The organism is Streptomyces populi, assembly GCF_002911015.1.
In the GTDB taxonomy this organism is placed as follows: Bacteria; Actinomycetota; Actinomycetes; order Streptomycetales; family Streptomycetaceae; genus Streptomyces; species Streptomyces populi.
This window is the reverse complement of the sequence record NZ_KZ627017.1, coordinates 1-11688: the sequence shown is the minus strand read 5'-3', so window position 1 is coordinate 11688 and position 11688 is coordinate 1. Positions and strand designations below refer to the sequence as shown.

At 74.1% G+C, this 11688-nt stretch carries 11 protein-coding genes and 1 pseudogene; 5 read left to right on the top strand and 7 right to left on the bottom strand.

Features of this window, described 5'->3' with window-relative positions; all coding sequences use genetic code 11:
- From CW362_RS40755 to CW362_RS40740, 4 genes and pseudogenes are all read right to left on the bottom strand, one after another.
- Positions 1-189 (bottom strand): annotated as a pseudogene (locus CW362_RS40755) (methylmalonyl-CoA carboxyltransferase); the annotation flags it as partial.
- A 134-nt stretch (positions 190-323) separates the two neighbouring features.
- Positions 324-527, bottom strand: coding sequence for an acyl-CoA carboxylase epsilon subunit (locus tag CW362_RS40750; protein WP_103554634.1), 204 nt, complete (start codon positions 525-527; stop codon positions 324-326).
- Positions 528-663: 136 nt separating this feature from the next.
- Positions 664-1887, bottom strand: coding sequence for a cytochrome P450 family protein (locus CW362_RS40745; protein ID WP_103554633.1), 1224 nt, complete (start codon positions 1885-1887; stop codon positions 664-666).
- A gap of 126 nt (positions 1888-2013) precedes the next feature.
- The gene (locus tag CW362_RS40740) at positions 2014-2706 is read right to left on the bottom strand and encodes a ScbR family autoregulator-binding transcription factor (protein WP_103554632.1); all 693 of its coding nucleotides are present in this window, start codon (positions 2704-2706) and stop codon (positions 2014-2016) included.
- Between the two features lie 376 nt (positions 2707-3082).
- On the opposite strand from CW362_RS40740, the gene CW362_RS40735 reads away from it, so the two are divergent.
- The gene (locus CW362_RS40735) at positions 3083-5077 is read left to right on the top strand and encodes an acyl-CoA dehydrogenase family protein (protein ID WP_240658319.1); all 1995 of its coding nucleotides are present in this window, start codon (positions 3083-3085) and stop codon (positions 5075-5077) included.
- A 575-nt stretch (positions 5078-5652) separates the two neighbouring features.
- Here the strand turns inward: CW362_RS40735 and CW362_RS40730 are convergent.
- From CW362_RS40730 to CW362_RS40720, 3 genes are all read right to left on the bottom strand, one after another.
- Entirely contained in the window at positions 5653-5847 is a 195-nt protein-coding gene (locus CW362_RS40730; protein ID WP_103554631.1) for a ferredoxin, read from the bottom strand.
- A gap of 9 nt (positions 5848-5856) precedes the next feature.
- Complete coding sequence (locus CW362_RS40725; RefSeq protein ID WP_103554630.1) at positions 5857-7065, bottom strand: cytochrome P450; 1209 nt, start codon at positions 7063-7065, stop codon at positions 5857-5859.
- 257 nt (positions 7066-7322) lie between these two features.
- Positions 7323-7799 (bottom strand): carboxymuconolactone decarboxylase family protein, encoded by a 477-nt coding sequence (locus tag CW362_RS40720; protein WP_103554629.1) that lies wholly within the window; start codon positions 7797-7799, stop codon positions 7323-7325.
- Positions 7800-8022: 223 nt separating this feature from the next.
- On the opposite strand from CW362_RS40720, the gene CW362_RS44235 reads away from it, so the two are divergent.
- The 4 genes from CW362_RS44235 to CW362_RS40700 form a co-directional block, all read left to right on the top strand.
- Positions 8023-9057 (top strand): ParB/RepB/Spo0J family partition protein, encoded by a 1035-nt coding sequence (locus tag CW362_RS44235; RefSeq protein WP_162684399.1) that lies wholly within the window; start codon positions 8023-8025, stop codon positions 9055-9057.
- Positions 9058-9112: 55 nt separating this feature from the next.
- The gene (locus tag CW362_RS44230; RefSeq protein WP_103554627.1) at positions 9113-10267 is read left to right on the top strand and encodes an inositol-3-phosphate synthase; all 1155 of its coding nucleotides are present in this window, start codon (positions 9113-9115) and stop codon (positions 10265-10267) included.
- Entirely contained in the window at positions 10264-11163 is a 900-nt protein-coding gene (locus CW362_RS40705; protein ID WP_420856901.1) for an SCO3242 family prenyltransferase, read from the top strand. Before CW362_RS44230 ends, CW362_RS40705 begins: the two co-directional genes overlap by 4 nt.
- Positions 11160-11688: sugar phosphate isomerase/epimerase family protein (locus CW362_RS40700; RefSeq protein WP_162684398.1), on the top strand; the 529-nt coding region annotated here is incomplete at its 3' end. The genes CW362_RS40705 and CW362_RS40700, both read left to right, overlap by 4 nt.

Here is an 11688-nt window from a genome sequence, read left to right as displayed (position 1 = left end):
CGAGCCCTGGTCCAGCAGCAGCTCGATGCGCTCCCGGGCGGTCAGCTTGCCCTTGGCGTGCTGCGCCTCGGTCGCCCTCTCGCTCGGGCCGGCCTCGGCCCGGCCCCGGATCTCGCGCAGCTCGGCGATGCGGCCGCCGATGGGGGTTGGTTCGACCTCGACCGAATCCGAGGCAGTCGTCGCCACCATGTCAGGTCCCTTCCTGGGGCACGGCCGAGTCACCTCGGAGCCCTGCAGAGAGATTATAAAACCGCGCATGCGGTTTGTAAATTGACGATGCATCTACCCCGCCGGCACCTCCCCCGGCCGGCGGCCCGGCGGGTTCAGCGCCAGCTGTCCGGGGCCCGGTAGCCGGTGCCGCCGCGCCACCGGTGCGCGCCCGCGAGGGGGCGGGTCCCGTCGTCGTCCCCGTGCCCGCCGCCGTCGCGCAGGGCGAGCAGCACCAGTGCCAGGGCGGCCAGTTCCTCCTCGCAGGCCTCTCCCCGCTCCACCCGGATCACGGCCCGGGCGCTCTCGCCGTGGCTCATAGAATCCCTCCTTCAGCCTGCCGTCACGGTCTCCGAGACGGCTCGACGCCCGCTGCCGTCCTGCTCGAGCACCGGCGGAGAACGCAAAGCCCCCGCGGCCCGGAGGCCGCGGGGACCGCACGCCCCCGGGGGCGCCCTAGCCGAGCAGCACCGGAAGCTCGCTGTGCCCGTTGACGATGAACGACTCGATGGGTTCCAGGCGTTCGGGGGCGATCGCCAGGGACACGCCGGGGAACCGTTCGAACAGCGCCCGCAGCGCGACGGCCGCCTCCAGCCGGGCCAGCGGGGCCCCCAGGCAGTAGTGCGGCCCGTGGCCGAAGGCGAGGTTGTCACGGCGCTCCGCGCGCAGCAGGTCGTACTCCGCCGCGTCCTCGCCGTAGGTCTCCGGGTCGAGGACGGCCGCGGCGAAGGAGACGATGATCGCGTCCCCCTTGCCGATGACGACGTCGCCCAGCTCGATGTCGTCCACGGCGTAGCGCAGCGGCATGTAGGACGCGGGGGCCCGGGTGCCCAGCGTCTCGGTGACCACCGCGTCCCAGTCCGCGCGGCCGGCCCGCACGTGCGCCAGCTGCTCGGGACGGATGAGCAGTTCGGCGATCGCGTTGCCGATGAAGGTGGTCAGCGTCTCGAGTCCGGCCGCGAGCAGCAGCTGCAGCGTGTCGACGAGCTCCTGCTCGGTGAGCGCGTCGCCCCGGTCCTGGATCTGCAGCAGCGCGGAGGTCAGGTCGGCCTGCGGCCGCTCGCGCCGGGCGGCGACCAGGCGCGTGAGCACCCCCTTGATGTCGGCCATCGCCCCGGCCATCTCCTCGGCCGTGGCGGCGGAGCTGAAGCCGACGTCCATCGCCGCGCCCAGGAGCTTCTCGGCCTCCTGGCTCACACCGATCAGCCCGCAGATCACCCGCATCGGCAGCAGCTGCGCGTACTGCGCCCGCAGATCCACGACCTGGCCGGCCGGGACCGCGGCCAGGTCGTCGAGGAGCTCGTGGGTGAGCTCCTCTATCCGGGGCCGCAGCTCCTCCATGCGGCGTGCGGTGAACGCGCCCGAGACCAGTCGGCGGAGTCTCGCGCGCCGCTCACCGTAGGCCGTGAGCATGTTCTCCAGGGCCACCCAGGGAAACAGCGGCCACTCCGGGGTGATCTCGCCCTGCACGAACGGCGGCCAGTGCTGCCGCGCGTCCTTCGACACCCGCGGGTCGAGGAGGAGTTGCCTGACGTACTGCGGCCGTACGACGGCCCACGCGGTGACGCCGCCCGGAAGGCTCACCCGGGCCGCGGCGCCCCGTCCGCGCAGCGCCGCGGCCTCCCCCGCCTGATCGCGCCCCTGCGCATCCAGCGCGTAGGGGCACGTGATGGATCCCATTCATGCACTCCGTTTCGGTTGGCCTTGCTTCGGTTGGCCTTGCATGAAGCGCACCGGCCCGCGTGCGCCCGAGGGGACTCGTCCTGCTCCCGGTGCGGCGCCCTGCCGCACCGAAAGGCCGTCGGCTCACGCCGTTCCGGCGGCCTCGAGGGCCTTCTCCTCCTGCAGGCGCAGGGCCTTGCGCAGGGCCTGCTCCCCCCGCCGGGGATCGAAGTCCATCTGCACGAGGACTCCCGGGACGCTGATGGCCGGCAGGATGTACCGGTACAGGTCGCACACCCTCTCCGGCAGGTCGTCGCGGCCGGTCATGATGTTGGAGAGGACCTGCACCCCGGTGAAGCCGCCGACGAACAGCTTCCCGACGGCCGCCAGGTCGATGTTGGGCAGGAGTTCGCCGCGCTCCCTGGCCTTCCCCAGGACCGTCACGATGTGCTCCTCCCACGCGCCCATGGGAGTCCTGCGGTCGAGACCGTCCTTGGGGGAGCCCTGGTCCACGGTGAGCCGCACGGCGCCCCGCACGATCGGATTGCCGGTGTCGCGCCGCAGCAGGTAGGCCAGGAGCAGCGACTCGTCCAGCGACTGCTGCAGGACGAGTTCGTGCTCCGGCGTCTCGGGCAGGGCGCGGACCTGCTCGAGCAGCACGCCCTGGGCCAGTTCCTCCTTCGAGGCGAAGTGGAAGTACAGGGCGCCCTTGGTCAGGCCCGCCCGCTTCAGGACCTCGGAGATGGTCGCGGCCTCGTAGCCGAGTTCGTCGAAGACCTCGGCGGCGGCCGTCAGGATCGCCTGCCGTGTGCGGACCGCCCGCTCCTGCTGTGTCACAAGCCGCCTCCATGTTCCTTGATCCACCGGCCAGGAAAAAAACCGGCACGTCGGATCTTAAGTCCGCGCCCCCATTGCGGAATACCTTATTCCGGCCAATCGCCCCGTCGGGTCGCCGCTGTCATCCTCCCCGACCTCCGCCCAATAAAACCTGACGGCCGGTTTCTCGATGATCCCGGGATCCCCTCCGCCCGAGCCGTCTCGCACCCCTGCGGACCAGCGGCTTCTCCCGTCTGCGGGCATTTGATCCACTACGGGCTTAGGTCAACTGTTCCAAAAGAGCCTTGAAAAAGAAACCGGTTAGTACGTACTTTGCGGGCGTCCCTTTCTTGCCAACAGACCACCCTCACCGTCGTCCTTCCATGGGGAGATCGCTGTGAACCTGCTGATGAAACCCCCGCAGGCTCCTGGCACCATCGGAGCAGCGGATGCGCACCGCGGCACGGAGCCGACCCTCCGTGAGCTGACGTACATCCTGTTCGACCGCGACGACCGGGGCCGGCTGCACGGCGTCTGGCGCGACCTCATCGCGCACGAGAGCTTCCACCACCGGCCCGGGCTGTCCGCGCAGGAGCGCACCGCGCTGTCCTACGCCCGGCTCCAGCAGGTCAACGCGGCGCTCGGCGACCCCCGTGAACTGACCCTCGACCCAAGGAAGTTAGCCGGCCTGCACGAATGGACCGGCTTCCTCGACGGCGGGCTGTGCACGCTGGAGAGCATCCACTACAACCTGTTCCTCGGCAGTCTGCTCGACCACCAGGACCCCGCCGGCCCGCGGGACCTGACCGACTACACCTCCATGCGCCGCACGGGCACGTTCCTGTGCACCGAACTGGAGCACGGCAACGACGCCGCGCTGCTGGAGACCACGGCCGCGCACGACCGCGCCACCGGCGGGTTCGTCCTGCACACGCCGAACCCCGGCGCCCAGAAGTTCATGCCCAACACCAGCACGACCGGCGGCCCCAAGAGCGCCCTGGTGGCCGCGCGCCTGCTGACGGACGGGCAGGACCAGGGGGTCTGCCTGTTCCTGGTCCCGCTCAGCGACGAGTTCGGCCATCTCCCCGGAATCCACGTACGCCGTCTGCCCGCCCGGCCCGGCACCCCGGTCGATCACTGTGTCACCGCCTTCGACCAGGTGCGGCTGCCGCGCGAGGCCCTGCTGGAAGGCCCGCACGGGCGCCTCGGCGCCGACGGCACGCTCGTCAGCGGCCTCGGCAATCCGCGTAGGCGGTTTCTGCAGACGATCAGCCGCGTCACCACCGGCAAGCTGTGCATGAGCGCGGGCACGCTCGGCATGGCGCGGGCCGCCCTCTCCATCGCCGTACGCCACTCCGGCACCCGGCTCATCGCCGGGGCCAAGGCCGGCCTGCGCATACCGATAGCGGATCACCGCAGCCACCACGGAAGACTCCTGGGCTCCCTGGCCACGGCCTACGCCATGACCTTCCTGCACCGCAGCGTGGTCGACCGCTGGACCTGCCACGCCCCCGGGGAGCGGGAGGAGACCGAACGCCTGGTCGCCATCGCCAAGGGCTGGATCACCTGGCAGGCCCGCGCGATCGTCGTCGAGTGCCGCGAGCGGTGCGGGGCCCACGGGCTGTTCTCGCACAACGGGCTGTCCGACCTGGCCTCGAACATCGAGGGCGGCATCACCGCCGAGGGCGACAACCTCGTCATCTGGGTGAAGGCCGCCTCCGAGATGGTCTTCGGGCATGTCGTGGACCGCGGCGGCCACCAGCCGCACGCGGCCGAGGAGCGGCCCCTGGAGGACCTGTCGTACCTGCGCGAGCTGTACGCGCACCTCGAGGCCATCTGGCAGGACCGGGCCCGCACCGCGATGCGCCAGGGCCGCCGGGGCGATCCGCTGGCGCGCTGGAACTCCGCCTCCGCCAGCGGCCTGGAGATGGTCGCGGCACACGCCCGGCTGCAGGCCGCGGACGCCTTCCTCGCCGCGGCCGCGTCCGCGGCGGAACCACGGACGCGTCTGCTGCTGGAGGACCTGTGCAGGCTCTTCCTGCTGCAGGAGCTCGGCCGGCACACCGGCGACCTGCTCAGCGAGGGACGGCTGACGCCCGGTCACGTCCGCGGGCTGCAGGGCGCCGTCGACCGGACCGTCGAGAACCTCGCCCCCCATCTCGCCCTGCTCGCCGAGGCGTTCGACCTGCCCGAGGAGTACCTGAAAAGCGTCCCCATCGCCCAGGGAAGGCACGCGGTGGGTCTCGACGAATTCCTCAGCCACGACACCGGCCACGACATCTGGGCCCCGCAGGCCTCGGCCTCCCCCGGCCCGGGACCCGGGGAACAGGGGCACAGCCCCCTGCCCGCGCTCTCCCCGCGCCTGTCCGCGGACACCGTCCCCGGGCGCTGAGCGGGGACGGGTCCTGCCGCCACGGCTCGGCCCGAAGGGGCGGGGCCGAAAAGCGGCGGGGCACCGGCGGCTGCGGGCGGTGTCCCCCGGACGCGGCGGGCGCGGACGCGACCGGCCCCGTGCCGCGCCCCGGTGCGCGCACGGCACCCGGGCGCCAGGGGCACGGCGGCCGGGCGCGGTGCCGGCGAGGCGGCCGGCGTGCGCGCGTGCCGGGACACACGGTCGCGGCCGGCGGGCGACAGCCGCCGGCCCGCGTGCGATCACCGCTGCCGGGCCGGGTGCAACTGCGGGGCGAAGGAGCAGGCCGACGCGGTGGGGACGCCTCCCGGGCCGGGGGCCGGGGAGGCCGGCGGCCGGCGGCGGCGCCGCCGGGGTCCCCCGCTCGAAGAGCTCGGGGGTGCGCGCCCTGCCCCGCGTACCGCCGCACGACCCGCACCACAGGTCCCGGGGCGTGTCCGCGAGGTCGCGTCGTCCGCCCGCAGGGCGGGCCCGGCGGCGACGTGGGGTCCCCTGCCCGAAGAGCTCGGGGGAGCGTGCCGGGCGTCGCCGGGCGGGCGGGGCCCGGCGGACACGCCCTAGGTCTCCTCGACCGTGATGGCCTGCACGGGGCAGGCTCGTACCGCCTCGTGCACCAGCGGCTCTCCCGCACCGTCCTCACGCCCGGGCAGGACCTCGCTCAGCCCGTCGTCGTCCTGCGTGAAGACGCCGGGGACGGTGAGCGCGCACATGCCCGCGCCCATGCAGCGGTCCTTGTCGACCTGGATCCGCACGTTCGCCTCCTACCATCGGACCGGGAGCTGGATCATTCCCTGGAGTGTGGTGCCGGGTTTGAAGGGGATCTTTGAGACGGGTGCCGCGAGCTTCAGGCCGGGCAGCCGGTCGAACAGGGTGCGCAGCGCGATCTCGATCTCCGCGCGGGCCAGGTTCTGTCCCAGGCACTGGTGGATGCCGAAGCCGAAGGCGAGATGGTGGCGGTCCTCGCGGTGCCAGTCCAGTTCGTCGGGCGTGCCGTGCAGCGCGGGGTCGCGGTTGATCAGGGACGTCGACATCATGACGCCGTCGTCCGCGCGGATCGTGCGGCCCGCGTACTCGATGTCCTGCGTCGCCACCCGCATCCCGCCCTCGGCGACCGACAGGAAGCGCAGCAGCTCCTCGACGGCCGCGGGCATCAGGTCCGGGTCGGCGCGCAGTTCGGCGAGGCGCTCGGGGTGCTCGATCAGCGTGAACGCGCCGAGGGAGATCATGTTGGTGGTGGTCTCGTGCCCCGCGACGACCAGCAGCGCCGCGAGCGCCGTCAGCTCATCACGCCGGATGTCCCCCCGGGCGTACGGTTCGTGGATCAGCTCGTCGAGCAGGCCGTCACCGGGCTCGCGCTGCTTGCGTTCGATCAACGCGCCCAGATAGGCGTCGAGTTGCTCGCCGGCCCGCTGGGTGTCCTCGACGGTGGGGCCGGCCAGCAGCCGGCGCGACTGCTCCTCGAAGAACTCGTGGTCGTCGTAGGGCACACCGAGCATCAGGCACATCACCTGCGAGGAGACCGGCAGCGCGAACGCGCTGACCAGTTCGGCCGGCGGGCCCTGGGCGATGATGTCCTCGACGAGCCGGTCGGTGATCTCCTGGATGCGCGGGCGCAGGGCGGAGATGCGTTTGGCCGTGAAGGTGGGGATCACCGTCCGGCGCAGTGCCTTGTGCTCGGGGTCGTCCATGCCGAGCAGCGAGAGGCGGCGGCCGCGGACACGGTTCTTGAAGCCGGCCGTCGGCGACGGGAAGGCCTCGTTGTCCTGGTTCGCGGACAGGCGCGGGTCGCCGAGCAGGTCGCGGGCCGCCGAGAACCCGGTGACGAGCCACACCGCGCGGTCGTCGTAGAGCCTGACCCGGGTCAGCGGCCGGGCCGCGCGCAGCGGGTCGTACCCGGCCGGCGGGTGGTACGGGCACGTACGGTCCTGAGGGAAGGGGACCAGTGGCTGCACCGCAGCTTCTTCCGTCATGGATGCCTCGCATCTGTAGCAACAGGTGAACCCGGTCAGACGGCCCGCCGGCGGCCCGGCCCGCGGGCACGGCGCATGCGACCGGCGTCACCATAGGCACGGGGGCCGGGCCTCGCGCACGGTGTGCAACCTCGGGGATTCCGTGATTGCACACCTGCGGATCCGCCGGACACCGGGATCCAGCAGGCGGCTTCGCGGCCCGGGCGCCGTGCCGCGCGGGCGCGCGTCCACCGGGCTTCCACGGCGCCTCGAGGCGGTCAGTCGAAATCGCCGGGCCGGTAGTCGCCGCCGGGCGTGCGGTTGACGACGCCGAAGCGGTTGGAGGAGTTGATGAGGGAGATGAAGCACACCAGGGCCGACAGCTGCTCCTCGTCGTAGTGCCTGGCGGCCTCGGTCCGGGCCTCGTCCGTGATGCCGCCGGCGCCGTCGCTGATCCGGGTGCCCTGCTCCGTCAGCTCCGGCGCGGCGCGTTCGGCGTCGGTGAAGACGCCGGTCTCGCGCCAGGCCGCGACCAGGTTGATCCGGGTCGCGGACTCCCCCGCGTGCGCGAGGTCCTTGGAGTGCGCGTCCGTGCAGTAGCCGCATCCGTTGATCTGGCTCGCCCGCGGCATCACCAGGTCCTGGGTCGGCTTCGGCAGCGACGACTCCTTGATGAGCACGCGGCTCGCCGAGGCGAAGTACTTCAGGGCCTTGGCGACGACGGGGCCGGCGAAGAGGTTCAGGCGGGGTTCCACGGGGTCTGCTGCGGTCGTGGCGGGTGCGTACGTCCTGAAGACACCGCGCGCCGCCGGGCCGTGACACGAACACGCGCGGCGGGCGGCCGCCGGCCCCGCCCTCGAGAGGGACTTCAGCCGGATTCGAGACCGGCTGGTGGCGCGTTGACACTGTTCGGCGCGAGCGCCTCCAATGTCGCTCGGAAACGGATCCGCCGTTGCAGACGCTGTTGGGAGGTGCACGTTGTCTCTGGCCGAGCAGGTGACGTACCCGGCCGGCGATCCCGGCACGATCGCGTCGCCGGCCCTGTGGATCGCGTCCCATCCCGTCACCCGTGTACGCGTCGACTCGCTCGTCCTGGACGGCTCCCCCCGGCTGTCCGGCCAGGACCAGGCCCATGTGCGCGTGCTCGCCGAGGCCGGCGACCGGCTGCCGCCCGTCACCGTGCACCGTGCCACCCTGCGCGTCATCGACGGTGTCCACCGGGTCCGCGCGGCCCAGCTCAACGGGTGCCACGAGATCTCGGCGCGGCTGGTCGACTGCGACCGGGACGCCGCCTTCGTGCTGGCGGTGCGGGCCAATGTCACCCACGGCCTGCCGCTGTCGCGCGGCGAGCGCACGGCCGCGGCGGCCCGCATCGTCGAGGCGTTCCCGCAGTGGTCCGACCGTGCGGTCGCGGCGGCCGCGGGGATCTCCGACAAGACGGTCTCCCGCCTGCGCACGCGGCCGGGTGCCGGGCCCGCGGCGCAGAGCGGCACCCGGCTCGGCAGGGACGGCCGGGTGCGGCCGATGGACAGCGGCCGGCGCCGCCGCCGCGCCGCCGCGCTGCTGCGCGAGGCGCCCGAGGCGGGACTGCGCGAGGTGGCCCGCGCCACCGGCCTGTCCCCGGCCACGGTGCGCGACGTGCGACGCCGGATCGCCCGGGGCGAGGACCCCGTGCCCGGCCGCTACCGCGACGCCCGGCCCGCCCCGCCCGAACCCGCCGGGCCGGGCCGCCGGCGCCCGCCCGCCGAGCCCGCCCGCGGTGAGCGCGAGGCCGCCCCGGTGGACCGGCACAAGCTGCTCGCCAAGCTGGGCGAGGACCCCTCGCTGCGGCTCAACGAGGCCGGCCGGCGCGCCCTGCGCCGGCTGCACCACTACGCCGTCACCGGCCAGGACATCGAGACGCTCGCCCACGCGCTGCCCTGTCACTGGGCCCCCGAGGTCGCCGACCTGGCCCGCAGCTGCGCGGCCGCCTGGAGCGAGCTGGCCGAACGGCTCCAGGAACGCGCCCGGTAGCGCCCCTCGCGCACCGCCCCGCTCGTCAGAACCGACGCACTTCAGGAGGCCTTCCGTGTCCGAGCATGCCGAGACACCCGGTGTTCTTGCCGGAGCAGACAGCGGCGAAAACACCGGCGTCTGGTTCATCGGGGCCCGCGGCTCCGTCGCCACCACCGCGGTCGCCGGGTGCGCCGCGCTGGCCGCGGGGCTGTACGGGCCGGCGGGCGTGGTCACCGAGTCGCCGGCGTTCGCCGCCGCCTCGCTGCCCGCCCTGTCCGACCTCGTCTTCGGCGGCCACGACACGGTCGAGACGCCGCTGCCCAAGCGGGCCGAGGCACTCGCCGAGCAGGGCGTCCTGCCGCACGGGCTGGTACGGGCCGTGCACCGTGAACTGGCCGCGGCCGACCGGGAGATACGCGCCGGCGGCCCGCTGCCCGGCGACGCGCGCGGCGACGAGGAGCTGATCCGGGCGTTCGCCGCCGACATCGAGGACTTCACCCGGCGGGCCGGCCTCGCCCGGACCGTCGTGGTGAACGTCGCCTCCACCGAGCCCGCCCCGGCACCGGGCGCGAAGCGGCTGCCGGCCAGTTCGCTGTACGCGGCGGCCGCCCTGCGCGCGGGCTGCGCGTACGTGAACTTCACGCCGTCCACCGGGATACGTCACCCGGCCCTCGCCGAGGCGGTGGCGGCGGCCGCGGTGCCGTACGCGGGCCGGGACGGCAAGACCGGGCAGACCCTGCTGCGCGCGGTGCTCGCGCCCATGTTCCGCCAGCGCGCCCTTGAGGTGCGGGCCTGGTCCGGCACCAATCTGCTCGGCGGCGGCGACGGTGCCGCGCTCGCCGACGCCGCGGCCGCCGCGGCGAAGAACGCGGGCAAGAACCGGGTCCTGGAGGACAATCTCGGCGCGCTGCCCGAGGGCGAGGTGCACATCGACGACGTGCCCGCGCTCGGCGAGTGGAAGACCGCCTGGGACCATGTCGCCTTCGAGGGTTTCCTCGGCTCGCGGATGATCCTGCAGACCATCTGGCAGGGCTGCGACTCGGCGCTGGCCGCGCCCCTCGTGCTCGACCTGGCCCGGCTCGCCGCCCGCGCCCACGAGGCGGGCATCACCGGGAGCCTTCCCGGGCTCGGCTTCTACTTCAAGGACCCCGACGGCTCCTCGGCCGCTCTGGCCGAGCAGTACGAGGAGCTGCTGGCGTTCGCCGCGGCACTGGGGGGATCCCGGTGAGCACCCCCCGCGACTGGGCCGAACTCCTGCGTGTGTCGGCCCTGTTCACCGTCCCCGGCGACGTGCTCGCCGGGGCCGCCGCGAGCGGCGTGCGTCCCGGGGCCCGCACCGCCCTGGTGACGGGTGCCTCGCTGTGCCTGTACGAGGCGGGCATGGCGCTCAACGACTGGGCCGACCGGGCCGAGGACGCCGTCGAGCGCCCGCACCGCCCGCTGCCCTCGGGCCGGATCTCTCCCGCCCAGGCACTGGCGGCGGCCACCGCTCTGACCGCCGCCGGGCTGGGCCTCGCGCTGGCCGCGGGCCGCCCCGCCGCGCTGACCGCGGCCGCCCTGGCCGGCACCGTGTGGGCCTACGACCTGCGCCTGAAGCACACCCCCGCGGGCCCGGCGGCGATGGCCGCCGCCCGCGGCCTGGACCTCCTGCTCGGCGCGGTGGCGGGCGCCGGCCCCGGCACGGGTGCAGGGCCTCGCCCGCGGGCGGTGCGCGGCGCCCTGCTGCCCGCCGCCGTGCTCGGCGCGCACACCTACGCGCTCACCGCGGTCTCCCGGGGCGAGGTCCAAGGAGGCCGGGCGGGCGCGCCGCTGGCCGCGCTCGGCGCGACGGCCGTGCTCGGTGCGCTCACCGGCGCCGGGCGGCGCGCGGAGCACCGGCCCCGGGCCCGGGTCCGGGCCGCTCTGGCCGGCGTCTACGTGGCGACGGCCGCGGTCCCGTATCTGCACGCCGCGCTCAACCCGTCGCCGCCGCTGACCCAAAGGGCCGTCGGCGGCGGCATCCGCGCGATGATCCCGCTCCAGGCGGCCCTGGCGGCCCGCTCCGGCGCGCCGGCCTCCGCCGCGCTGCTCACCGGCCTCGCCCCCGTGGCCCGGCGGCTGGCCCGGAAGGTGAGCCCCACATGAGCGTCCGCCTGGGATACGGCACCAACGGCCTGACCGATCTGCGGCTCGAGGACGCCCTCGGTGTGCTGGCCGACCTCGGCTACGACGGGGTCGGCCTGACCCTGGACCACATGCATCTGGACCCCCTCGGCCCCGATCTCGCCGGCCGGGTCGCCCGGGTGGCCGCGCGGCTGGAGCGGCTGGGGCTGTCCGTCACCGTGGAGACCGGCGCCCGCTACGTGCTCGACCCGCGCCGCAAGCACGCCCCGAGTCTGCTCGAGCCGGAGCCCGAGGGCCGGGCGGCACGGACCGCGCTGCTGGTCACCGCCGTGCAGGTGGCCGCGGACCTGGGCGCGCACGCGGTGCACTGTTTCAGCGGCGTACGCTCGGCCGCCACCGGCGAGAGCACGGCCTGGCAGCTGCTCGGCAGCTCTCTGGGCCCCGTCCTGGAGGCGGCGGCGCGCGCCGGTGTGCCGCTCGCGCTCGAGCCGGAGCCCGGTCATCTCGTCGAGTCGCTCGCCGGCTTCCACCGGCTGCGCGGCCTGC